The following is a 24,538-nucleotide window of genomic DNA, read 5'->3' as shown; positions in this document are numbered from 1 at the left end:
AGCACGCGGCACAGGAGCGCACAGAAGATATCAGTTCTCCGAGAACGGCTGTCCCCACGACGGGAAGCCGGGGCGGATCGTGAAGCCATCCTGCTCCGTGCCTTCCGGCATGCCCGGCACCTCCTTCGGACCCGGCGTGTTCGAGAGCTCGCGGATGAGCTCGAAAGCATCGGCGAGGGCATCTGAGTCCTGAGGCGGGACAGACCCTGCCTTCTGGCCCCGGAGCATGCGCTCGAGCTCGTGCACGATATCCTCGAGGTTCTCGGCTCCTCCCCCTTCGCGCTCATGGTCCACCCAGGCAACGCCGACGGGGGTCTCAAGCTCGGAAAGCGTGCAGTTCGAGACCTCGAAGCAGGGCGGAAGCATCTGGCGCGTGAGCGCAGCATCATGGAGGCGATGGAGCGCCGCCTTCACGAAAACAGCAGGATAGCCCTCATCGAGAAGCGCTGCCATATCATGCATATCCTCGATGCGTGCGGCAAGCATGCGGTCAAGCGCCTCGAGCCTGCCCTTGTCGGTCGCAGCGCTCTGGGAGATGCCGAAGATGTCAGGCACAGCGTATGCGCTGAGCATCTCGTCCGGAAATACCGGAGAGACACGCATCCTGTCCTCGGCCAGATCGAGGAGCTGGGATCTCCAGATGTCGCCGAAGGGTGCCCAGGCCTTGCCGGAGACGCCCATACGCTCCTCTCCGAGCGCCAGGCCTGTCTTGTCGTCTGGCACGAGCACAAGCGCATGCTCCTGGCGGGCAAGCTCCGCCAGGAAGGCTGCCTCGACACCCTTGAGGAGCAGAGGCGACTCCGTGGCCCAGGCACCCGGCTGCGGCACGGGCAGGCGGAAATCAGGCATCCTTGTCTCGATGTGGAGCCGGTCTGCAAGCTCTGCGGCAGCTGAGCTTCCGTCCACGACGAGGGCCTCGACCTTGCGGGGGCCCAAAGCATCGCAGGCAAGCGTAGCGAGAAGCCCTGAGGCAAGTCTTCCATCGAGCGCCAGCGCGACCTTGTCCTCCCCTTCTGCATGGACAAGATCGGCAAGTCCACGTACGAGAAGCTCCCAGAGCACATGGCTCTTCTCCCGGACGCCCGGATGAGGAAGCTCTGCCACAGGCGTCCTTTCAGCCTTGTCTTCCGTATCGAAGACAAGAAGGCTCTCCTCGAGAAGCGGTGCCTTCGCCTGGAGACGCCCCTCTGCATCGAGCACGAAGCTTCCGCCGGCAAAGAGCTGAGGCCCATAGCCGCCGACGGAGTCGGCGCAGGCAAGCCAGCAGCCGATCTCTTCTGCATCCTTTGCAAAGCGGTTCTCCGCAAGAGAGAGCGAAAGCGCCGAGTCGAGATCTCTGGCAACATAGCCATCCTGCGGAAGGTAGAGCAGGACATCGAGCGAGAAGTCGTAGTCGCGGTAGTCGTCGAGATCGTCGTAGGTGAAGGCGACGCCGATATGCGTGCCGTCGAGCTCGAACTCGGGAAGATCCGGTGCCGGCATGCTGCCTGCCTGGGGAAGCTGCCCCGAGCTGGCAAGCGCGCCCATCGATGCCGCCATGGCACCCATGCGCAGAGGCACAAGCTCCCCATCGTCTATCAGGAAGGCTTCGGCGGCAAGACCAGTGCCGGTTCCTGCCACGACCGGCACGATCGCAGCACAGGGAATATCGTCGGCCAGACGGCGCAGCGTCTCTGCCGCATCTCCCACATAGGCCTCGATATCGCTCTCCTCGACAGGAGAGGGGCCTGTCAGCACGGCATACGGAAAGACGACGAGGCGGGCACCTGCATCGGCTGCCTTCTTCGCGCTTTCGGCCATGCGCTTGGCCGTCACCTCAAAATCGCCTGCCACCGAAGACATCTGGGCTATGGCAATCTTCATGTGCACCATCCAAAGAAAAAAGGCCCGGGCGCCTTGCGCCCGAGCCCATACTGCTCGAAACAAAGGTCTTGCCAGAATAGTAGCGCTTAGAGCTCGCACTTCCAAAGGCCGTGGAGGTTGCAGTACTCGTAGACCGTCGCCGGGCCCTCTGCCACGGAAGCGAAGACCGTCTGCGGCTTCTCGCCCGGATGCAGGTGATGGATCTCGACACGGTCGCCCTGGGCAAGAGCGATCCACTGGATCGAGTGCTCCTCGAGCATCGGGTGCTCGACAGAGCCGACGGTGACCTTCACATCTGCGCCCTCACGTACTGCGACCGGAACATGCTTCTCGGTGGCAGCATCGGTGGAGCCAGCAACGAGCTTCTCCATCGGCTGGCCGCAGCACTGGGGTGTGCAGGCACCCTTATTGACGACAGCGACCAGGTTGCCGCACTTGTTGCAGCGATAGAACGTGACTTCACTCATGATGTATCCCCTCTCTTGTGGGACGTGACTTAGTCTCTTTGTTCCCGCCCTTCCGGGCGTTTAAACAGGAGTATATCCTATTTGCTACTAAGCTACTATCACTTTTCCGTCATGTCCAAGAAAATCTGAGACTTCCGCGAGAAGCACCATGTTGTGTGCATCGACCTTGCAGGGAAGCTCGAAGCAGAGCATGTCGCCTGTCGCTGCCTCCACCCTGAGCTCCACATGGTCGAGGCCGGGATAGCGGACAAGCATCGAGTCGAGCGTCTCCATGTGGCCGCGCGAGAGCATCGAGTTCGGCAGGTTCACTTCGAGCACCTTCGGACGGTTCGTCGCATCGTTCAGGATGAGCGGCTCTACGCTCTGGGCAATGACCTGGTCGCCTCTATCGGAGCGCTCGAGCTTGCCGCGCACCTGGATGAAGACATCGCCGACGGTCTCGCCTGTCTCCTCGTCGACCTCTCCTCGCAGGGCCTCTGCACACTCCTCGAAGAGCTTCGGGAAGATGACGATGGTGGTCTCTGCCTCCATGTCGGCAAGCGTCACGATCGCCATGGACTTGCCGGTCTTCGTCGTCTTCTTCTGCGCGGCTGTCACCATGCCGGCAAGGCGGATTGACTTGCCTTCCTCGACGAGGTAGCGCGTCGAGGTGGCGCCGGTATAGCTGTTCGTGACCTCTTCGGAGACTTCGAGGTCGGAAATCTTGTAGTCGCGTGCCTTCGAGAGCGCGTACTCGTACGGGCGCAGCGGATGGTCGGAGACATAGATGCCGAGGACTTCGTATTCCTGGGCAAGCTTCGTGCGGCGGTCCCACTCGATGCCATCAGGCGCCGGCACCTCATCCTCGAAGCCAGAGCCCTCAACCTCCGAGAACATGTCGAAGAACGAGGACTGGCCAGCGGCGCGGTCCCTCTGGCGCTTTGCGGCAGAGTCGATGATGTTCAAGGGATTGTTCTTGTCCACGAAGTGCATGAGCTGGCGCCTCGTGTAGCCCGTCGAGTCGAAGGCACCGCTCTTGATCAGCGCCTCGACGACGCGGCGGTTTGCCTGCGAGGAGTCGACACGGTCCACGAAGTCATGGAGCGTCTTGAAGGGGCCGCCCTTCTCGCGCTCTGCCATGATGGCCTCGCCGACCGACTCGCCGACGCCGCGGATGCCGGCAAAGCCGAAGCGGATGCCCTCATGCGTGGCCGTGAAGTCGCGGCCGGACTCGTTGATGTCAGGCGGCAGGATCTTGATGCCCTCATGCCTGCAGGAGTTCACGTAGTGGACGATCTTGTCCGTCTTGCCCATGTAGGACGTGAGGACCGATGCCATGTACTCGCGCGGGAAATGGGCCTTGAGCCAGGCAGTCTGCATGACGAGGATGGCATAGCCGGCAGAGTGGCTCTTGTTGAAGGCGTAGGAAGCGAACTCGAGGACATCGTCCCAGATGCGCTGGGCCGTCTCCTTCTTGTAGCCATTCGCGACAGCGCCGTTCATCCAGTGGTCGTAGATCGTCTCATCCGCGCCATTGCCTTCCCAGTGGAAGATCTGGCTCGTGAGCATCTTGATCTTCTTCTTGGCCACAGGCTTGCGGATACGGGAGTCGGACTCGCCTGGCGTGAAGCCGCACATCTTCATCGAGATCTGCATGACCTGCTCCTGGTAGACCATCGTGCCGTAGGTCTCGTCCAGGATGTCGGAGAGGCGGTCATCGTAGAAGACGACCGGCTCCTTGCCGTTCATGCGGTTGATGTAGCTTGTGACCATGCCGGCGCCGAGCGGGCCCGGGCGGTAGAGGGCGATGAGAGCGACGATCTGCTTGTACTCGCGCGGCTGCATGTTCTTGATCGTTGCTGTCATGCCGGCAGACTCGACCTGGAAGACGCCAGCTGTGCGGCCGTCGCCCATGAGCTTGTAGATGGCAGGATCGGAGAAGTCGATCTTGTCCACATCGATATCGACGCACTCTGCCCCCGGCTTGATCGTCTTCCTGACGGTCTCGGGCATCTTCTCGATATCTTCCTTTGTGGGATAGCTCGCGCGGATGTTCGCGAGCGCCTTGTTGATGACCGTGAGGGTACGAAGTCCCAGGAAGTCCATCTTGAGAAGGCCCATGTCTGCGACCGAGTGGCCCTCGTACTGCGTGATCGTGACGTTGCCCTTCGTATCGAGCTTCGTCGGGACGTGGTCCGTGACGGGGGTCGGTGCGATCAGCGTAGCGCAGGCATGGACGCCCTCGCCGCGCATGTAGCCCTCGAGCGACATGGCAGCATCGATGATGGCCTTTGCATCCGGGTCCTTGTTGTAGACCTCCTCGAAGTCGGGAGAGTACTGGTCAGGCTTCGCATCGTTCTTGTGGAGGGCATTCTTGAGCGTGAGCTTCGGGTCGTTCGAAAGCATCTTCGAGAGCTTCTGGCCCATGTAGACCGGGAAGCCCAGAACGCGGTTCGCATCGTTGATGGCCTGCTTCGCCTTGATCTGCGAATAGGTGATGACCTTGCAGACGCGGTCCTCGCCGTAGACGTCACGCACATGCTGCAGGACGTCCTGGAGGTGCTCATCGTCGAAGTCCATATCGATATCGGGCATCTCGGTACGCTGCGGGGACAGGAACCTCTCGAACATGAGGCCGTTCTCGAGCGGATCGAAGTTCGTGATGTTCATTGCGTAGGCGACGATAGCGCCAGCAGCAGAGCCACGGCCCGGTCCTACGCCGATGCCGTTGTCCTTTGCCCACTGGACATAGTCCTGGACGATCAGGAAGTAGTTTGCGAAGCCCTTGCCGATGATGATGCCGGCCTCATGCTCGTAGCGGTCCTCGACGTTGATGCCGTTGATCGTCACGTTCTTCCAGTCCGGTCCATAGCGGCGGGCAAGGCCCTTCTCGCACTCGGCGCGGAAGCGCTCCTCTGCCGTCTCTCCCGGCTTGAGGCCTGGGAACTCCGGCAGGTACATCGAGCTCCAGTCGAGCTCGAAGTTGCACTTGTCGGCAATCTCGAGCGTCGTGTCGCATGCTTCAGGACACCAGGAGAAGAGCTCGCGCATCTCCTCCTCGGTCTTCATATAGAACTCCGTGCCCTCCATGCGCATGCGCGTCGTGTCGTTCACGGTCGTGTTCTTGCCGATGCAGGACAGGAGGTCCTGGGTCTTTGCATCCTCGCGGGTCAGGTAGTGGAAGTCGTTTGTGCAGACGACCTTGATGCCGAGCTCGTGGGCAATCTTCACGAGACGCTCGTCGAGCTTGCGGTCATCCCAGCCATTCCTGAACTTCAGGCCATGATCCTGGATCTCCATATAGAAGTCGTCGCCGAAGACGCGCTTGAATTCCTTGGCCCAATGCATTGCATCCTCGAACTCGCCGTCCAGGATCCTCTGCTGGATGATGCCCTGCACGCAGGCGCTCTGGCAGATGAGGCCCTCGTGGTACTCCTCGAGCATCCCGAGCGTCGTCCTCGGCTTGTAGTACATCATCTCGTGGCCTGCCGCCTTCGACATGCACTTGATGAGGTTGACATAGCCCGTCTCGTTCTTTGCGAGCAGGATCAGGTGGTAGCGGCGCTGCTTCGTGCCGCGCGGGATGCAGTCATCGGTGATGAAGTAGGCCTCGCAGCCGAAGATCGGCTTGATCTTGAGGCGCGGACGGTTCGCCTCGACCGCCTTCAGGTCATGGTCCGAGCTTTCCCAGACAGCGACATCGGAGGCCCACTGGGCGTGGACATCGTCGAAGTAGCCGACATCGGGAGAGGAGTTCTGGGGCTCGTCAAGCTCCCAGCCCTTCTTGAAGCATTCCATATCATGGCGCCACTGCTTCATGTTCTCCTGGGCGTCGTTGTAGGAGCGGCACTCGAGGTCGAGGTTCGGGATGCCGAACATGTAGCCATGGTCCGTGAGCGCCACAGCCGGCATATCGAGATCCACGGCCCTCTTCACCATGGCCGGTATGCGCGCCGCGCCGTCGAGAAGCGAGAAGTCCGAGTGGTTATGAAGATGTACGAACGCCATCTATCTCTCCTCATAGGAATTGCTGGAAGGCAGGAAGCCCTCCTTCCAGCATAGCAGAATGCTCTGGAACGTCTGTACTACCAAAGGGCCGGTGTGTGCTCTGCATCATAGTCGTACGCGACCACGAAGGGCTCACCAGGATGGCCTGCATCCTCGAGCTCCACACAGACGAAGCGGCAGGATACCTTCCCGAAGCCCTGATCCATGAGGACACGGGCATAGAGATCCGCCTGGAGGAAATGCCTCTGGAAGATCTCTTCGGACGTGAGCCCCACATCACCTGTCTTGTAGTCGACGAGGAACGCTTCGCTTCTGTCGTTCCAGGCCAGAAGGTCGAAGGCGCCTTCTGCATAGCGCCCAAGCTTCTCTTCATGTGCCTTCGAAAAGAACGGCACCTCCGCCTGGACATGGACATGGGAGAGCGCCTCATGCCTCACGGAAGAACCGCTCCAGCGTGAAAGCGCCTCTTCGAGCCTCGAAGCCGCCCTGGGACTGAGACGCCAGACCTGCTCCTGCGCTGCAATCCTTTCTGCATCCGGGAAAGAGCCCGTCTCTGCCATGCTCTGGGCAAGGAGATGGAAGGCAGAGCCGAGGTTTGTCGCCTTGTCCGCATCGGCGACGACAGGCGCCCCTTCCTGCATCGCATCGCGCTCGGCGCGGGTCGGGAGCACATGCCCTCCCCGCTTCGGCCGCGCCTCTCCCTCGAAGTCCGGCATGTCGACCATCTCAGCCATCTTCTCATGGACAGACGAGTAGGAGAAGATGCCCTCGCGCGAGGTCTGCATGCGGGTCTCTTCCGCCAGCACATCCCTGCTCTCCTCGAAGACCGCAAATGAGGTCTGCGGCTCCTCTTCGGGAGCGACAAGCAGGCGGGGGTCATCCGGAAGAGCGCCTTCGAGCTCGCCTAGCAATCCTCCGGCATCGAGCACCTTGACCTTCTGTCTTTCCACTTCCTGGGTTGCGAGCTTTGCCACATGCACGAGCGCAGGCTCCGTTCCGCCATACTCTATCCGGTGCTCGCCCGGCTCGGGCGTCACATCGCCGAAGAGCGCTCCCATCACCTTGGCAGCAAGCTCGTTCTGGGGCCTTGTGGCCTTGGTCGGCGTGCTCTTGCTTGCGCTCCTGACGGGTGCAATGCCCAGGATAAGAGCTTCCTCGGCACGCGTGAGCGCAACGTAGAGAAGGCGGGTCAGCTCTGCAGCATCGGCGGAAGTGTTCTCATCCCTCAGGTGCTCATACCACTCGCCGAGCGTCTCGGGGTTTTCTGGCACCTCTTGGGGCGGCGTATAGGAGAAGCCTTCGGGCGGGACGATGACAGCACGGCCACGGCCCGGGACGGAGCCCGAGCAGAAGGACTCCGCCATCGGGTTTGCCCAGCACTCTGCCACGGCGACAATCTTGAACTCGGCTCCCTTCGAGGCGTGCACGGTCATGATCCTCACGGCACCCTGTTTGCCTCCGGAAAGGGAAGCAGGCGGAATCTTCGAGACCTGGAGCCACCGGTCGTATTCCCAGGCTGCGCGGGAGCTTCCAAGCCCCAGATCCTCGACGAGCCCGCGGATATAGCGAAGTCCGGCAAGCACATTGGCACAGACTGCCTCGCCCTGGGCGCCCTGGGAGGAAAGCCGTGTGAGCCAGCCCGATTCCCGCACGACATAGGTGCAGGCATCTGCGATATTGTGGCGCTTCGCAATCTGGCGGGCACGCGCGAGGATCTCGTGGGCACGCGCGAGACGCGCCGTCGGCTCGTAGCCTCCTCTGAACTGCATGGTCACGAAGCCGTTCTCGATCGAGCGCTTCGTCGGGAGATCTGCCTTCTTCTGCGTCGTCGTAGCAAGCTGCACGAAATCATCTGCTGGGATGCCGAAGACCGCAGACGACAGGAGCGGGAAGAGGCCGCTTTCCGTATCCCGGCTGTTCGCAAGGTAGTGCAGGAGCGCCTGCAGGATGGCAGCCTCTGCCGTCTTCGTGAAGCCGGAACCTCCAGAGACGATGCAGGAGAGCCCTTCCCTGCGGATGGCATCGATGTAGTACGCTGCGTTCGTCATTCCTCTCAGAAGCAGCACCATGTCGCCCGGATTCGCACCGGCATCGGCCATCGCGCGGAACCGCTTCGCGATCATGGCCGCCTCGACGGCAGCCTGCGCCTTCGAAGGCCGCGAAGTATCCTCGCAGACCTCGATATCGATGCGGGGGATCCGAGGTGTATCGTAGGTGCCCGTATGCTCTTCTGCCGGGTCGAGATGCATGAAGTGGTCAAGGACTCCCTTCCTGCCTCCCTTGCCTCCGCAGACTGCATCCACAAACGAGAGGATGTCTCTGTGGCTGCGGTAGTTGATTGCAAGACGGATCTTCTCCTCGTCGGGAAGTCCCTTTCCCCTCCCATGGAAGACCGAGACATCGGCACCGCGAAAGCGGTAGATGGACTGCTGTGCGTCACCGACCGTAGCAAGATGGCGGGCACCTTCGCCCGAAAGCAGGCTGATCAAGCGAAGCTGCTTCTCATCTGTATCCTGGAACTCGTCGACCATCACAAGGCGGAAGCGGTTGGCATAGTCGCGCCGCACCTCCTCGTTCTCTTCGAGCGCCCGAAGCGCAAGCGTCACGAGGTCGTCATTGTCAAGCAGCGAATGTGCCTTCTTCTTTTCGAAGTAGCGCTCGTCCACCTTCTTCGCAAGAGCGATCAGGGTCTCGGTCGTGCTGCGGGACTGGGCAAGCAGGAGCTCCTCCTCGGCATGCTCCTTCGCATCCTTTGCGTCGTCGAGCATGGTCTTGTAGTTCTTGGACGATCCAGGCCACTGCACCTGGCCCAGAATCTCGAGAGTCTTCTCCGGTGTCCTTGCTCCTGGGGCCAGATTCTTGTATTCATCAAGCAGCTCCATTGTCGCTTTGACCTTATCGGAGCTCTTTGCCGAGAGCTTCACATCGCTGCTCAAGAGAGATCCGTAAGCAGAAATGAAGCGTTCCATCACCTCATTGGAATCTGCCGCTTCAGGCACGAAGAGGTCCTTGAAGCCGCCCGGCGCCGCAATGGCAGCCTGCCTCGCCGAGAGGACAAGGCCCATGATGCCGGTATAGCTGCCCGATTCATTCCGCGAGCCCAGCCTGTAGGCGGAGAGGAGTTCCTTCATGGCAGGATCTCCCGACTGCCGCTCCTCCCCCATGACTTCCTCGAGGGCTTCGTTCAGATATTGGTCTGTCTCGTTGCCAGAAGCGACGCGGAACGCTGGGTCGATGCCGAGATCCAGGGCATGGCGGGTCAGGATCCTCTTGCACATGCCGTGAATCGTAGATATCCAGGCAGAGTCGACCTCGAGCGCATGCTCGTTCATGCCGGAGCTCCTGAGCTTTGCACGCACACGCTCCTTGATCTCGCGGGCAGCGACATTCGTGAACGTAATCACGAGCGCCTGCGAGAGATCGTCGAGGAAGGGCTTGCCGTCCTTGCCCGACCCTGGCGCCAGGGCCCAGGCAATGCGCTGCGTCAGCGTGAACGTCTTGCCGGAACCGGCACCAGCCTCGACGAAGAGCGGCTCGTCGAGCTTCTTGACGATATGCCTCTGGTCGGGATTCAGTTTCGAGATATCGACCTTCGCCGTCATCCAAGCCTCTTTTCGCATCCAAGCACCGGGCAATACATGCACGCTTCGGCGTCGCACGGAGCCGCCTCGATATTTCCTGCCATGAGCTCCGCAATCTTCTGTCTGATAAGCTCCTCTGTCGCATCGAGCACGGCATCCATGCCCCGCCCATCCGTGCCGAAGCTCTCCTGGTCGCTCACGGTCATCGTCTCGAGCGTGCGCTTCGCGGGAGCATGCTTCCAGAAGATGCGGTCTGCGAGGTTTGCCGAGACCGCGCCAGAGACCGCATGGGGGTCCTGTGTCGAGAGATAGACAGCAGCCACCACCTTGAGATCCGGATGCCGGCGCCGCACGACCTGCCCATAGATGAGCGACTGCACACGCCTCGGCAGCACGAAGCCTGCACCCGACGCAGGCGCCCCGTTCGGGAAGACCGCATACTCCTTTGCGAAGCCTGTCGCAGACTTCTGCTTGTAGTCGATCACGCAGGCCAGGCCATGTCCGTCGACATCCACGCGGTCGATCGTGCCTGTGATATAGGCGCCAGCATACTCGACTGCATTGTCCCTGCTGCCGAAGTCCCACTCGAAGTGGCGCGGCTCGAAGCCATCGAAGAGCCCTGCCTCATACCCGATGAAGGTCTCGATATCGTGCCTGATCCGACGAATCGTCCCCAGGTCCGCTTCGGTATGCGGTATGAGCGGCTGCCGCTCATGCTTCCTGACATACTGGCTTTCAAGCCTCTCGTCGAAGATCTTGTCCGCAAGCGCAAGGGCAAAGTCCATGCGCTCGGGGTTGCGCTCCACATCGACGCGTGAATCTGGAAGAGAAGCCCAAGACACAGCTTTGAGATCCTCTTCGCTCATGCCCGCGCGCTCCAGCGCATCGTCGAGCATCTTTTTGTGCAGGCTCTCGAGCACGCCGTGGACGAACGTGCCGATCTCCATGCCGCTGAATCCGGCATCCTGGTTCTCGAGCTTGAGCCTTCTCAGGCTGAACCACTTGAGCGGGCACTCGAGATAGGTCTCGATCTGGGTGGCAGAAAGGAGCGGCTTGCCATCCAGCAGGTCGATCCTGCCAGGAGGCGGCACGACGATGGCATGCTTCGATGCCTCGCTGATTGTGCCTGCAGGCACAATCTCTTCTGCGGCGGCCTGCCTGGGGGCCCTGCCTTCAGGCATGGTCTCTTCCACGATATGCTGCTCGTCTGCAGACGAGGCACCGACTCCTGCTTCACGGGCACGGTCTTCCCAGAGTTTCCCCGCCTTGGCCTTCTTGCCGTCGTCAAATCCATAGACAGAGAGCAGCTCTGTCAGCATGACCGAAGGGTAGCTCTCCTTTGCGTCTGCATCGTTTCTGACGCGCTCCATCACAAGGAGATGGCGGGGTACCGAGAGGGCCGAGACGAACCGGGCACGTGCATCCTGCATGGGGTCGGGTGCCGGTTCGATGCCGCAGCGCTCGAGCAGAGCAGAGAGCACATCATCGCCGGTGCCGATGCTGCTTTCCTGCGATGTCTGTCCGCAGCAGATGAGGGCATCTGCCGAGCAGGGCTCCATGCCTGCCACCTCGGACTGAGACGCGATGCGCACCTGGGCAAGGGCGTCCTTCTCGCTCCAGGCAGGCCTCGTCACAAGCGCCTTCTCCCCCATGGCCTGCTTCATCAGGGCCACGACAAGCCTGAGCGATACCGGATGCTCTGCCTTCGGGTCAGCCGAGATGCCAAGCTCCTTCAAGGTCCCCGCAAGCGAGAGGATGCCTTCGAGCGTGCCTGCCTCGAAAGTGTCGGAAAGCGTGTCGGAGAGCCTCTCCGTGCGTATGCTGATGTCCCGGTCTTCATCCACGAAAAGATCGTCAGGCGTCTCGATACCTGCGATATAGGGCGTGAGCAGCCTCTGTGCTGCCGTGCCAATGCGGCCGCGCAGAAGCTCCTGAGTGGCACGGGCGCAGGAAGCGCCGACCTCGCGCTCGTTCTGGAGCGTCGTGAGCACGCCTTCCGGTACAAGGAGCCTGTCAGACCTCCACTTTGCGTCGAGCGTCTGTGCCTTCCCCGTCGTGATGTGGCTGATATCGGAGAGCAGGAAATCCGTGAGGCCCCGGGGCGGCCACCAGGACATGTCGCCGAGGCGAATGCGCTCCGTCCCATCCTCGAGCGTCTCAGGCTCGGGCCACGTCTCTGCAAGCTCGGCGAGCTCTGCTACCGTCTCCGCATAGGAGATGAAGGCATGTCCCGCCTCGGTCTTCGCAAGAGGGCGCTCAAGCCTGGCCGAGACGGCGATATGGCGGCAAGCAAGCTTCGGCGCAAGCTCACGCCAGGCACGCTCGGGATCGGGCGCGGAAACGACAATCTTCTTCTCGCCTGCATCAGCAAGACGGCAGATCGTTGCAGCCAGATGCTCTGCCTCGGCCAGGGGCCCTTCCGGCTCGGCCAGAAAGATAGCGCCGGTGCCATGCATCGTCTCTGCCTCCGTGAAGAGGGCGCGTCTGAGCTTCGAGAGCTCCTCGGCTCGTGCCGTGGACTCCGGTGCTTCGGACTCCTGCTCCTCGCATGCGACATGATTGTCGCCCGCAAGGGCAAGAAGCTCTTCCTCGAGGCTCCTGAGCCCGCGGTCTGCCTCCGCATTGCGCTCGGTGCCAATGAACCAGACGTCGGATACACCTGCAGCTGCCGCCAGAAGCTCGCGCTGGCTGCGTCCCAGCTTCGAGATGCCGCTCACGACGAGCGTGGGCACCTGTGCCCCTGCACGCTCCATCGCAGGGACGATCTCGGCTGAAGCCTCTGCAGGCTCTATATAGCCAAGCGCATGGATCATGTCTGCGTAGGCGCCGACAAGCCCTATTGCAGAGGCTTCGGCAGCCGTAAGGCCATACTGCTTTGCCCGGAATTCATCGACCTTGCTGTTCGGCATGAGCGGAAGCCAGGGCAGCGCCTCTTCTGCCAAAGACGAGAGCAGGCGCAGCATGCCCGGAAGCGGCTCTGCCTGGCCAGCATCGAGGAGCACCTGCTCGATTGCGATCGTGCGGACCGGCTTCTCGACGAGGTGTCTGCCGTCTCCCCACACATCCCAGCGCTCCTTGATCCACGCGGAGAGCGTCGTGACCGAGATGCCGAAAAGGACTGGGTCGGAAAGGCCTGCAAGCTGCTTCTGCGCTGCAATCTGTGCCTCGAATGAGGGCACGACAAGGACAGCTGCGCCCTTGCTGCTGGCCTCGCGAAGCGCTGCCACGACATCTGCCGACACGACGCCCTCTGCGTGCGTATGCACGATATGCATTCCCATTGCTGCTCCTTGCTTCCGGTGTCTCCATCTATGGTAGCGCGCGGAGGCGACAGCAATGCCTGGCCTAGGCGAACCCCTTGCCCTTGAGGCGTCCCAGCACGAGCCTATAGCCCCCTTCAGGGCCATTGAGGCATTTCGAGACCCTGCTCACGGTCGTCGACGAGGCGCCCGTCGCCTCAGACACGGCGGTATACGACGATCCGGAATCCAGAAGGCGCGCCATCTCGAGGCGCTGGGCAAGATCCTGGATCTCGCGCTTGCTCAGAAGGTCGAGAAGGAACGCACGTGCCTCGTCAGGAGTCTCGAGCAGGCAGAATGCCTCCATGAGACGTTCGGTCTCCCCTGCTCTTCCCATATCGGTGCCCATGTCTCTCCCTCCGGACGACGTCCGTCTACTTTAGCACACTAAAGTAGCAGCTGTGAAGAAAGGATGGGAAGAGCTCTGAGGAAGCGAAACAGGAAAGCGCTTCAGAAGACAGGCAGCCTTCTCGGGTAGACTCGAGGAAAGAGGAAAGGAGCGTCTTCCATGCGTTTTCTCAAGAGCTGGTTCGTCTGTGCCCTTGCCATCGCCCTTGCCATCTATCTCGTGCCCGACATCGTGCCTCTGGGCGATACCGTGAAGAGCGCCATCTTCGCAGCGCTCGCGCTCGCCCTCGTGAACGCGACGATCAAGCCCATCATGAAGGTGCTGTCGCTGCCCCTGACGATAATCTCGCTCGGCGTGTTCTCGCTTGTCGTGAACGCCGTCGCGCTCGAGATTGCAAGCTGGCTCTCAGTCTCGGTCTTCGGCCTTGGCATCTATTGCACGAGCTTCGGCGCTGCCTTCTGGGGCGCCCTCGTGATCTCTGTCGTCTCTGCCATCCTGAATGCCGTCATCGCGTAGACGTCCCTGTGGCAGCTGCGAGGCAAGCTTTGCAGCGTTCAAGGCGGCTGTCTCCACAGCACGGCTTGCGGCGTGGCGGGCATAGGACATCGTGTTTGTGACCGTCGATGCCACAAGCTTCATGATGGCATCCTTCGTGGCAGGGCTCGACCCGGCCAGTGCCTGCACGACCTTCTGGATGCCATCAGGCGTCGCCGTCACTTCATCCAAAGTCTCAGCTCCTCCTGCAGCAAGCACGCGGAAGAGCTCCTCCGTGAAGGAGCGGCGCTGGTCTTTCGGGACCGAAGCGATCCAGTCCGCAAATATCTGGTTCGTGACCTTGCATTGGGGCAGAAGGTCTTCTGCTGCGACCATGCCTGAAGGCCCCATCTCCCAGGAGGTCGGATCGTGCTGGAGGGCGCCCTGCGCCGTGCTCTTCACATAGATGCGCGGCTCCTCGGGTCTGTCGAAGAGCTCGCCCACGATGGAGTAGGTCGGCTGAATCCGCAGGAACCGGTGTCCGAGCACATCCCAGGCGCTCTTCGGCGAGACCTCTGCATCCATGCCGGGGCCATCGTTGCTCCAGCAGAAGAGGACTTCAGGCGCAAGGTCGGATGGCAGCATCGATGCGGCATAGGAAGCCAGGTTCCCGCCCTTCGAGTGACCGCCCACATAGAGGCGCCTGCCCTCCTTCTGGGCCCTTCTCGCCATGCGCGCAAGATATTCTGCAGAGATCTCCTGCGCTTCCGTGACAGTGAAGCTCAGCATGAAGTCCTCCTGCCACCCCACAAGCGTCGAGTCCGTGCCGCGGAAGGACACATAGCTCTCGTGCGGCGTGACATCGATCGTGACCGCCGATGCCTGGACCAAGCGCTCCGGCACGAAGACATCGACCATATCGTGGAGGGCAAGAGGCCCGAAGCGGCGGGATTCTGCCAGGAGCTCGAGCGTCTCAGCCGTGATGTTTGCCATCGACCGCACATAGGGCGAGATGTCACCGCCCGACGCTGCAAGAAGGCCGCGGAGGGCATCATGCACAGAAGCAGAGCCAGACTCCCCCTCCTTCGGCACGAACGAGGCAAGGTCGAGGTAGGAGATGCAGGAGCAGATGACATTGTCGCAGTCGTTGAAGGGACGCTCCGCAAAGGAGAGGTCTCCCCGCCACAGAAGATAGTCATCGATCGTCCCCATAGCTCCCCCATCCGCATCCGGTGCTTCAGAGCATCGTAGCAGAAGAAAGCGCCCCTCCGGAAATTCCGGAAGGGCGCACATGCAGCATTTCGGTTTCCGGCTGAATCCTTATGCCATGATCTTGCGGAACATGTCCTTGACCTGCTCCGGCGTGGCCTCGCGCGGGTTGCCCGGATAGCAGGCATCGGCGAGGGCATCCTTTGCGAGCTGGTCGAGGTCCTCCTCGACGAGGCCCTTGCACGTCTTCGGGATGCTGACATCCTCGGAGAGCTTGCGGACAGCGGCGATGGCGGCATCTGCTGCCTCGTCGTCCGTCATCCCCTTGGTGTCGACGCCCATAGCGACAGCGACCTCAGCGAGGCGCTTCGTGACGACCGGCTTGTTGAACTCCATCGCGATCGGGAGCAGCATTGCGCAGGCGACGCCGTGCGGCGTGTCATAGTGCGCAGAGAGCGTGTGTGCCATCGAGTGGTCGATGCCGAGTCCGACGTTGGAGAAGCCCATGCCAGCGATGTACTGGCCAAGCGCCATGCCCTCGCGGCCGGATGCGGGCTTGCCGCTCTTGGCCTCGGCGTAGGCATCGCGGAGGTTCTGGGAGATGAGCTGGATGGCCTTGTAGTGGAACATGTCGGAGAGCTCCCAGGCGCCCTTCGTCGTGTAGCCTTCGATAGCATGGGTGAGTGCGTCCATGCCCGTGGCAGCCGTGAGGCCTGCCGGCATCGAAGCCATCATCTCGGGGTCGACGACAGCGACCTCAGGGATATCGTTCGTGTCGACGCAGACGAACTTGCGGACCTTCTCCGGGTCGGTGATCACGTAGTTGATCGTGACCTCGGCCGCTGTGCCTGCCGTCGTCGGGACAGCAATCGTGAACACGGCATGCTTCTTCGTCGGAGCGACGCCCTCGAGGGAGCGGACATCGGCGAACTCAGGGTTCTCGACGATGACGCCGATGGCCTTGGCGGTATCCATAGAGGAGCCGCCGCCGATCGTGACGATCATGTCAGCGCCGGATGCCTTGAAGGCGGCAACGCCGTCCTGGACGTTCTGGATGGTCGGGTTCGGCTTGATTTCGGAATAGAGGCTCCAGGGAATCTTGGCCTCATCGAGCAGGTCGGTGACCTTGGAGGTCACGCCGAACTTCACGAGGTCGGGGTCGGAGCAGACGAAGGCCTTCTTGTAGCCGCGACGGGAAATCTCGCCCGGAATCTCCTTGATAGCGCCAGCGCCGTGATAGGAGATGGTGTTGAGCACGAAACGATTGACCATGAAACAGTCCTTTCCAAGCTGCCGTGTACAGGGTCAGACCAATCGTGCCCCAAATCGCGTACATGAGAATTCGCAATATTGCGCATATTCTGTTCCCGCATTCTGAACGCAGATGCGGCTTTCTGGGCATTTCCTGTCCAGATGCTGCGATTCACGAGATTGGAATCGCCGAAATATCGAAAATGCCGCCGCTCGCCCATCGGCGAACGGCGGCCCCAGCTGCTATCGGGAAATATGCTATGCGAACATGAGATCTTCGAAGGAATAGAAGCCAGGCTCCTTTGCAAGGAGCTTCTCCGCTGCAGCAAGCGCACCCTCTGCGAAGATCTGGCGGCTCTGGGCACGATGCGTGAGCACGAGCTCTTCGTCCGTGCCGAAGAAGTGCACCTCGTGGGTACCGGCCACGGTGCCGCCACGAAGGCTATGGACACCGATCTCACGTTGAGGTCTCTCGCCCACGATGCCTTCGCGCCCATAGACAAGCGAGCACGCGCCTTCAGGGTCTGCCGCTTCGATGAGCATCTTCGCCGTTCCGGACGGAGCATCGACCTTCTTCTTGTGGTGCGTCTCCTCTATCTCGATATCCCAGCCAGGAAGCGCACTCGCTGCCTCAGCGACAAGGCGGCGGAGCACGGCGACACCCAGAGAGTAGTTGCCTGAATGGACGACCGGGACAGACTTCCCGAGCTCCTCGAGAAGCGAGAGCTCCTGCTCCCCCAGCCCCGTCGTGCCCGAGACGACGGCACAGCCGCAGTTCCTGGCATAGGTGCAGAGATCGGCTGTGAGCGCCGGTGCAGAGAAGTCGATCGCGACATCGGCGAGAGGCAGGCTATCGGGCAGGTCTTCCCTGTTTTCGAAGCCGACCTTGCCCACGAGCTCGAATCCTTCACGCTCGGCAATGAGGCCTTCGAGCACGGTACCCATGCGCCCCGTGCCGATCAGTACTGCCTTAGCCAAGAAGACCCACTCCCTCCATCGCACGGCGAAGCCTTGCATGGTCTTCGTCTGTCATCGGCCAGAGCGGCAGGCGGTAGTTCGCCTGGAGCAGCCCCATGTCTGCCATGGCCTGCTTCACGGGAATCGGGTTCACTTCGCAGAACAGGGCATGGATGAGGTCGAGGCAGGCAAGCTGGGTCTTCCTGGCCTCCTCGATGTTGCCGGCAAGGTAGTTCTTGCACATCTCGTGCACTTCCTTGGGCATGACGTTGGCCCAGACGGAGATGACGCCGCGGGCACCGAGGCTCATGAGCGGCAGGACCATATCGTCGTTGCCGGAGAACATGCCGAAGTCAGGTCCCAGGCAGTGTGCGATCTCGGTCGCATAGCCGATGGAGCCCGACGCCTCCTTGATAGCAAGGGCACGCGGATGCTTCGAGAGGCGCTCGAGGTTCTTCACGCTGATGGAGCAGCCGGTACGGGAGGGCACATTGTAGAGGATGGCCGGCACATCGATTGCATCGAGCACGGTCTTGAAGTGCTGGTAGATGCCTTCTTTATTCGACTTGTTGTAGTACGGGGTGATGACGAGGAGGCCATCGACGCCGACCTTCTCGAGCTCGAGCGACTTGTTGTAGCTCTCGCGCGTGCAGTTCGATCCTGCGCCGCCGAAGATAGGCACCGCACCTCCGACATGCTCGACCGCGAACTTCGCGACGGCGATATCCTCTGCGTCTGTCATGGTCGCCGACTCGCCCGAGGTGCCGAGCACGAGGATGCCATCCGTCCCATTCGTGACCTGGAATTCGAGAATCTTGTCGAGCGAAGCGTAATCGATGGAGCCGTCCTCATTGAACGGCGTGACAAGAGCGACGATGGAGCCGGTGAGCTTCTGAAGATCCATGCGGTCTTCCTTTCCATAAATCCTGCCCAATACAGCAATCGCCAGCAAAGAGCACTTTGCTGGCGACCTCGGCCACATGACATAGCGCTCCTGCAGGCATTCCCGCAGACAGTCCCCGCCGTATTCCCGCGGGGCCCACCCCTTCGACATGCCTGCCGAGGAGGTTCGGCGGATTCCGCCTCCGCCCAAGGTCTTTGCCTGCCGGCTCGCCTGGGCATCATCTGTCCGCGCCTCTACCTTGAGCGCATGGTAGCACGGAGAATGGCGCTGAAAAAGGGATGCACCCTATCGGAAATAGGGATGAAACGTAGATGGTCCATGCACCTTGGGCACACCGAAAGCACGTTTGCCGAAACAAAGTGCCAAATAATGCACTCACTGCAAAAAACACGGTTTTCGTTCAATATCTCTGCCCTATTATGATACGGAGTTCCAAATGGCACTCTGCCCAGTTTCCGCTAAAGAGGTTTACATGAGATACAGCGGCACGTCTTCCATCGAATCGGTTGCTTCCAAGGTCCTGCATGCTGATGAACTGTCTGCAAAGGCAGAAGCACTGCGCGCAGACCAAGCAGAGAATGCGCCTTCCGAAGACAGCGGAGCCAAAGCGGCAAAGGCCTGCCTCGAGACATTCGAGAGCCTCTACCGCATCTCGATACCGCTGCTGCGCTGCCTTTCGCAGGGCAATGCGACCGTGCTCCTCTATCTCGACACCCATAAGCATGACACCTCTGCTGTCCGCATCGCAGAAGAGGTCGGCCTCACGCGCCCCCGCATCACGCAGATCATCGACGACCTCGAAGAGCAGGGGCTCGCAAAGCGTGTGAAGGATCCGCATGATGCCCGCAAGATCAGGGTCACGATCACGCGCAAGGGCAAGAAGCTCGTTGCCGGTACGCGCCAGAGCTTCCAGAAGATCATCGAGGACTATGGAGCGGTCATCGGCCAGGACCAGCTCGAAGAGCTCACCGGCATCCTGAACGAGACCTATGCGCTTTTGCAGGAGCTTGGACAGGTAGACGCCTAGGCTAACTGGCAGAAAAGCTTCCCTCTGCTACGATGGGGCCGACCAGTGGGAACCGGACCGGAAGGCAGATATGGACGCGAAGCTCACCGCCCTTGCAAAGGCATATGCACGCACTGTCTACGACGAGGAGATCATGCTGACAAGCGCCCTCGCCTCGCTTCCTGCCCCCTCCCACCATGAAGGCAGGCGTGCCCAGTTCGTCTGCAACTGGTTCCATGCAAACGGCGCGCCCCAGGCCTACATCGATTCCCAGAAAAACGTTATCGTGCCCATCGCCACCCGCCACAAGGATGGCTCGCCTCGTGACCTTGCGGTCTTTGCTGCGCACACCGATGTCGTGTTCCCTGACCGCGATTCCTTCCACCCCGAGGTGGATGGAAAGAAGATCATGGCGCCAGGCATCGGCGATGACACGGCCTGCCTTGCCGGGCTCCTTCTTGCGGCACGCTACCTCATCCGCCATCCCGAGATTGCAGAGCATCTCGACTGCGGCATCCTCGTCGTCGCGAATTCCTGCGAGGAGGGCCTCGGCAACCTCGATGGCACCCGCCAGGTTTTCGAGAAGCTCGGCCACCGCATCCACGAATACATCTCATTCGACCGCTACATGCCCCAGTGCTGCTCTGTCGCCGTGGGATCGCGCCGCTTCCGCATCAGCTGCCATACGCAGGGCGGACACTCCTGGGCAGATTTCGGAACGCCGAATGCGCTCGAGCGCCTCTGTGCGCTCACAGAGCGCCTCTATGCGCTCGAGCTTCCGAAGGATCCGCGCACGACGATGAACATCGGCAGGATGGAAGGCGGCACGACCGTGAATTCCATCGCCGAGGATGCGTCGCTTCTCTTCGAGTTCCGTTCGACCGACGAGAGCGTGCTCGCAGAGCTCGAGCAGAAGCTCCGCGAGATCGTCGCCTCATTTGCCGTGCCTGGCTGCACGATGGACATCTCCCCCATCGGCAGCCGCCCCGGCAACGGCGATATCCCGGAGGAGGATGAGGAAGAGCTCACGCACGCCTGCCTCGATGCGCTGAGAGAGATTGCAGGAGCTGCACCCGATACCTCCCCTGCCTCGACCGATGCGAACATCCCGCTCTCCATGGGAATCCCTGCTACCTCGGTCGGCACGATCGTCGGCGGCGGTGCCCATACGCGCGAGGAATGGATCGATGCGACGAGCCTGCCGAAGGGCTTGGCCGTCACGCTTGCCCTGATGCTCCGCCATGTCTCAACCGATGCGCTTGCAGCAGAGGAGAAGAAGGAAGCCTAGCGCTCCATCTCTTATATATGTCTTCAGACTTGACGGGGGCCCCGGACGAAATCACGGGACCCCCACTTTCCGGGCTCTTGGCAGAACCTCTGAGGTGCCGAGTACACCTCCTTGTCCTGTCTGCCCTTGCGCACTCATATGATGCCCGCATAAAGCGTTCCAAATCTTGCGCCCGCGTGAACGGCCACATTCGGCCGCAGACGGTCGATTTCCCGCTTCCATCTGTTTTGTTCGTGGCCGGCTCATGGACAAGCCGTGAACTCCATGAAAAGGGGCTGCCCCGAAGAGCAGCCCCTCGATGAGCTCCTGTCCTGAGAGCTAGCCGAGCTTTTCCCTCAGCATCTCGTTGAAGCGCTTCGGGTTGCCCTTGCCCTTCGATGCCTTCATGCACTGGCCGACAAGGTATCCCAGGACCTTCTTGTTGCCACCCTGATACTGTGCGACCTGGTCCGTGCAGCGCGAAAGCACCTCGTCGACGATGGGCTCAAGAGCGCCCGCATCGGAGACCTGGCGCATGCCGCGCTCGTCGACGACAGCTGCCGGATCCTTGTCCGTTCCATCGACCGCATCGAGCACTTCGCGTGCCTGTGCGAACGTGATTGCATCTTCTGCCAGAAGCTTAGAGAGGCTCTGGACCTGGGCAGGCTTCACGTCAGCATGCCCTGGCACGAGGTTCACCATCACATTCGCGACCGTGGGGACCGTCTTCTTGTCGGCGCCGTCAAGCGCCTCCTCGAAGAACTTCGAGACATCCGGGTCTCCTGCAAGCTGCGCGGCGTCAGCATGCTTGAGACCGTAGTCACGCTCGTAGCGTGCACACTTCTCATCCGGCAGCTCCGGGATGCGCGAGCGGCAGTCGTCGATGAAGTCGTCGGTAAGGTCGAAGGGTGCCAGGTCGGGGTCGGGCATGAGGCGATAGTCGTCTGCCGTCTCCTTGACGCGCATGACGACAGTACGGCGCTTGGAGGGCTCCCAGTGGCGGGTCTCCTGATAGATGATGCCGCCCTCCTCGAGCACCTCTGCCTGGCGGCGGATCTCGTACTCGAGTGCATCGTGGAGGCTCTTGAACGAGTTGATGTTCTTCATCTCGGTCTTCGTGCCGAGCTTCGTCTCTCCGCGGCGCCTGAGGGAGATGTTGCCGTCGCAGCGCATGGAGCCGGACTCGAGCGAGCAGTCGGAGATGCCGAGCGTGCGGAACGTCTGCTGGAGCTTCTCCATGAAGAGGCGGGCCTCTTCAGGAGTCCTGAGGTCGGGCTCCGTGACAAGCTCGATCAGGGGCGTGCCGCAGCGGTTGTAGTCGACGAATGACTCGGCAGCACCCGTGATGCGGCCTTCCTCGCCGCCCGAGTGCACCATCTTTGCAGCATCCTCTTCCATGTGGATACGCAAGATCCTGATCGGTGCCGTATAGGAGCCGTCCTCGACGCGCTCGATCGGTGTGCCGTCAGCTGCCATATCCTCCCAGGCAGGGCGCTCCTTCGCGCCTGCTCCGTCGACGGTGAGGTCGAGATGTCCATGCATGCAGAAGGCAACCGGGCCCTGCGTCGTCTGGTAGTTCTTTGCCATGTCTGGATAGAAGTAGTGCTTGCGGTAGAACATCGAGTGCTTCATGATCTGGCAGTTCGTCGCAAGGCCGGCCATGACAATGGACTGGATGGCCTTCTTGTTCGGGACCGGCAGGGCGCCGGGCATGCCGAGGCAGACCGGGCACACATTCGTGTTGGGCGGATCGTTGTGCGAGAGGCGGCAGTTGCAGAACATCTTCGTATCGAGCGTCGTGAGCTCCGTGTGGACCTCGAGGCCGATCACGGCCTCCCAGTCCTTGAGCACCTCTTCGAGCGTCATCATCTGAGCTCGCCTCCCTTCCCGGCAAATGCAGGCGCGACGGTGCCTTCAGCCGTGAAGGCGCGCTCGATCGCGCGTGCAAACTGCAGGAGCCTTCTGTCGGAGAAGGCAGGTCCCTGGAGCTGTGCCGAGACCGGAAGCTTCGATTCTGCGCCGAGTCCGAGCGGCACGGAGATGCCGCCATTTCCGGCAATGTTGTTCGAAATCGTGAACATGTCGGAGGCATACATCTCGGTCGGATCGCTCATCTCGCCGAAGCGGAAGGCCGTGCGGGGTGCCGCCGGCATGAGTATCACGTCGCACTTCTTGTAGGCGTTGACATAGTCCTGGGTGATGAGCGTGCGTACCTGCTGCGCCGGATAGTAGTACTTGTCGTAGACGCCCGAAGCAAGGAGGTAGGCACCGAGCATCTGGCGCCTCTTCGCTTCCTCCCCGAAGCCATGGCTCCTGCTCTTGGCTGTCTGCTCGGCAAGCGTTGCACAGTCCGGCTCCTGGTAGCCATAGCGGACGCCGTCGAAGCGGGCAAGGTTCGAGAATGCCTCGCAGGGGGCGATCACGTAGTAGGCGGCAATGGCGGAGCGGATGTTCGGAAGATCGACCTCGACGACAGAGGCACCCTGGTCCTTGAGCGCTGCGATGGCACCGGCAAGCGCATCCTTCACTTCCTGCGTGAGGCCAGGAGCATCCATAAGCTCGGGGACGATGCCGACAACCTTGCCCTCGATCGGGTCCTCGAGATGCTCGAGGAAGTCGACCGGGCAGTTCTGGCTCGTCGAGTCATACGGGTCGCGTCCAGGACCGGTAAGCGCATTCATCGCAAGTGCAACATCGGCGACGCTCCTGCCGAAGGGGCCGACCTGGTCGAGCGAGGAGCCGAAGGCGACGACGCCGTAGCGGCTCACGGCACCGTAGGTCGGCTTCATGCCGACAACGCCGCAGAGGCTTGCCGGCTGGCGGATCGAGCCACCCGTATCGGAGCCGAGCGAGAGCGTGACTTCGCCTGCAGCGACCGCTGCAGCAGATCCGCCCGAGGAGCCGCCCGGCACCCTCGTCGTGTCCCACGGATTGTTCGTGCGGTGGAAGGCGGAAGACTCCGTCGAAGAGCCGAATGCGAACTCGTCCATGTTCGTCTTGCCGACAGGCGTCGCTCCTGCATCGAGCATGCGCTGGACGCAGGTTGCCGTGAACACGGACTCATAGTTCTCGAGCATCTTCGAGGCGCACGTCGTGTGCGTGCCGACAAGATGCATGTTGTCCTTGAAGGCGCAGGGGACGCCGGCAAGGATGCCGAGAGGCTCCCCCTTCGCGCGTGCCTTGTCTGTGCGCTCGGCAGCTGCAAGCGCGAGGTCTGCCGAGATCTCGAGGAAGGCCTGGATATCGCCTTCGCGCTTGTCCACTGCGTCGAGCGTCGCCTTCGCGACCTCGGTTGCGCTGAAGGAGCCATCCTTCACGCCCTGGGCAATCTGGGATGCCGAGAGCTCGTCGATGTCTGCCACTAGCGGTCTCCTTCCTCATCGCCCAGGATCGAGGGGACCCTGAAGTAGCGCTCGTGCACCGAGCCGGCATTCTGGAGCGCTGTATCGATATCGAGATGGCGGACGGAATCGTCGACGATATCCTCGCCCATCACATTCGAGAGGTCTCCAATGGGGTGGAAGGTCGGCTCCACCCCCTCGAGGTCGTATTGCCGGATAGGCGCAAGCATGTCCATTGCATCGTTCATGTACTGCGTCATCTCGTCGAGCTCGTCAGGGGTCAGATGGATGCGGGCATAGTCCGCAATCCCTGCCACATCTTCTCTCGAAAGAGCCATGCGGTATTCCTGCCTTTCGGTCTCGTGTGCGTTCTGATTGCTTCAACATTCTATAGCGGAAGGAGCGGACATCCGCACGCTGCAACCGCACTGCAACGTTTCGGGACCCATCCAGATGGCCGGATTTCCGTCAAAGCCCCTGCATTGTGCACATTCGGAGAATGTGTCCTCAATTGGTCGCAATTGGCCGGTATAGAAATGGAATGAGGCGGTAAAATACCCAAAGTACGGTAGGAATTATGAAA

Annotated in this window: 16 protein-coding genes and 1 riboswitch; of the genes, 3 read left to right on the top strand and 13 right to left on the bottom strand. The window is 61.3% G+C overall.

Translation table 11 applies throughout. The features are described from left to right. Positions 1–30 precede the first annotated feature (30 nt). The 6 genes from ABVS03_RS04495 to ABVS03_RS04470 all read right to left on the bottom strand — a co-directional run bounded on the left by ABVS03_RS04495 (position 31) and on the right by ABVS03_RS04470 (position 13,546). Positions 31–1,863: a nitrilase-related carbon-nitrogen hydrolase gene (locus tag ABVS03_RS04495; protein ID WP_368018209.1), complete on the bottom strand. Its 1,833-nt coding sequence runs from the start codon at positions 1,861–1,863 to the stop codon at positions 31–33. An 86-nt stretch (positions 1,864–1,949) separates the two neighbouring features. Then, on the bottom strand, positions 1,950–2,330 hold the full coding sequence (locus tag ABVS03_RS04490) for a desulfoferrodoxin family protein (RefSeq protein WP_368018208.1): 381 nt from the start codon (positions 2,328–2,330) through the stop codon (positions 1,950–1,952). Positions 2,331–2,417: 87 nt separating this feature from the next. Further along, on the bottom strand, positions 2,418–6,317 hold the full coding sequence (dnaE, locus tag ABVS03_RS04485) for a DNA polymerase III subunit alpha (protein WP_368018207.1): 3,900 nt from the start codon (positions 6,315–6,317) through the stop codon (positions 2,418–2,420). A 77-nt stretch (positions 6,318–6,394) separates the two neighbouring features. Then, positions 6,395–9,919, bottom strand: a complete 3,525-nt coding sequence (locus tag ABVS03_RS04480) for a UvrD-helicase domain-containing protein (RefSeq protein WP_368018206.1) — start codon at positions 9,917–9,919, stop codon at positions 6,395–6,397. Next, positions 9,916–13,179 (bottom strand): PD-(D/E)XK nuclease family protein, encoded by a 3,264-nt coding sequence (locus ABVS03_RS04475; RefSeq protein ID WP_368018205.1) that lies wholly within the window; start codon positions 13,177–13,179, stop codon positions 9,916–9,918. Before ABVS03_RS04475 ends, ABVS03_RS04480 begins: the two co-directional genes overlap by 4 nt. Before the next feature lie 64 nt (positions 13,180–13,243). Then, positions 13,244–13,546, bottom strand: a complete 303-nt coding sequence (locus tag ABVS03_RS04470; protein WP_368018204.1) for a YerC/YecD family TrpR-related protein — start codon at positions 13,544–13,546, stop codon at positions 13,244–13,246. 159 nt (positions 13,547–13,705) lie between these two features. On the opposite strand from ABVS03_RS04470, the gene ABVS03_RS04465 reads away from it, so the two are divergent. Then, positions 13,706–14,062, top strand: coding sequence for a phage holin family protein (locus ABVS03_RS04465; RefSeq protein WP_368018203.1), 357 nt, complete (start codon positions 13,706–13,708; stop codon positions 14,060–14,062). On the opposite strand, the gene ABVS03_RS04460 is transcribed toward ABVS03_RS04465, so the two are convergent. From ABVS03_RS04460 to dapA, 4 genes are all read right to left on the bottom strand, one after another. Then, positions 13,952–15,232, bottom strand: coding sequence for an Mbeg1-like protein (locus ABVS03_RS04460; RefSeq protein WP_368018202.1), 1,281 nt, complete (start codon positions 15,230–15,232; stop codon positions 13,952–13,954). The two genes, ABVS03_RS04465 and ABVS03_RS04460, sit on opposite strands and share 111 nt — an antisense overlap. Positions 15,233–15,340: 108 nt before the next feature. Beyond that, entirely contained in the window at positions 15,341–16,501 is a 1,161-nt protein-coding gene (fucO, locus tag ABVS03_RS04455; RefSeq protein ID WP_368018201.1) for a lactaldehyde reductase, read from the bottom strand. A gap of 237 nt (positions 16,502–16,738) precedes the next feature. Continuing rightward, a complete protein-coding gene (gene dapB, locus ABVS03_RS04450; RefSeq protein ID WP_330971845.1) occupies positions 16,739–17,458 on the bottom strand; it encodes a 4-hydroxy-tetrahydrodipicolinate reductase in 720 nt (239 codons plus the stop codon). Further along, a complete protein-coding gene (gene dapA / locus ABVS03_RS04445; protein ID WP_368018200.1) occupies positions 17,451–18,341 on the bottom strand; it encodes a 4-hydroxy-tetrahydrodipicolinate synthase in 891 nt (296 codons plus the stop codon). Before dapA ends, dapB begins: the two co-directional genes overlap by 8 nt. A 74-nt stretch (positions 18,342–18,415) precedes the next feature. Beyond that, positions 18,416–18,585: riboswitch (Lysine riboswitch) on the bottom strand. 228 nt (positions 18,586–18,813) lie between these two features. Here dapA and ABVS03_RS04440 point away from each other — a divergent pair. Both ABVS03_RS04440 and ABVS03_RS04435 read left to right on the top strand, forming a co-directional pair. Next, on the top strand, positions 18,814–19,368 hold the full coding sequence (locus tag ABVS03_RS04440) for a MarR family winged helix-turn-helix transcriptional regulator (protein ID WP_368018199.1): 555 nt from the start codon (positions 18,814–18,816) through the stop codon (positions 19,366–19,368). Between the two features lie 70 nt (positions 19,369–19,438). Continuing rightward, positions 19,439–20,635: a M20/M25/M40 family metallo-hydrolase gene (locus ABVS03_RS04435; protein ID WP_330971848.1), complete on the top strand. Its 1,197-nt coding sequence runs from the start codon at positions 19,439–19,441 to the stop codon at positions 20,633–20,635. A gap of 318 nt (positions 20,636–20,953) precedes the next feature. Here ABVS03_RS04435 and gatB read toward each other — a convergent pair whose 3' ends face one another. Genes gatB through gatC form a run of 3 tightly spaced genes read right to left on the bottom strand, consistent with a single transcriptional unit; the run spans position 20,954 to position 24,293 of the window. Continuing rightward, entirely contained in the window at positions 20,954–22,483 is a 1,530-nt protein-coding gene (gene gatB, locus ABVS03_RS04430; protein WP_368018198.1) for an Asp-tRNA(Asn)/Glu-tRNA(Gln) amidotransferase subunit GatB, read from the bottom strand. Further along, positions 22,480–23,976, bottom strand: coding sequence for an Asp-tRNA(Asn)/Glu-tRNA(Gln) amidotransferase subunit GatA (gene gatA, locus ABVS03_RS04425; RefSeq protein WP_368018197.1), 1,497 nt, complete (start codon positions 23,974–23,976; stop codon positions 22,480–22,482). Before gatA ends, gatB begins: the two co-directional genes overlap by 4 nt. Continuing rightward, a complete protein-coding gene (gatC, locus tag ABVS03_RS04420; protein WP_330971851.1) occupies positions 23,976–24,293 on the bottom strand; it encodes an Asp-tRNA(Asn)/Glu-tRNA(Gln) amidotransferase subunit GatC in 318 nt (105 codons plus the stop codon). The genes gatA and gatC overlap by 1 nt, the downstream gene beginning before the upstream one ends. Positions 24,294–24,538 lie beyond the last annotated feature (245 nt).

The organism is Olsenella sp. AGMB03486 (genome assembly GCF_040884255.1).
In the GTDB taxonomy this organism is placed as follows: Bacteria; Actinomycetota; Coriobacteriia; order Coriobacteriales; family Atopobiaceae; genus Olsenella_L; species Olsenella_L kribbiana.
Note: the sequence above shows the minus strand (reverse complement) of the source record. Positions and strands in the feature narration are given on the sequence as shown.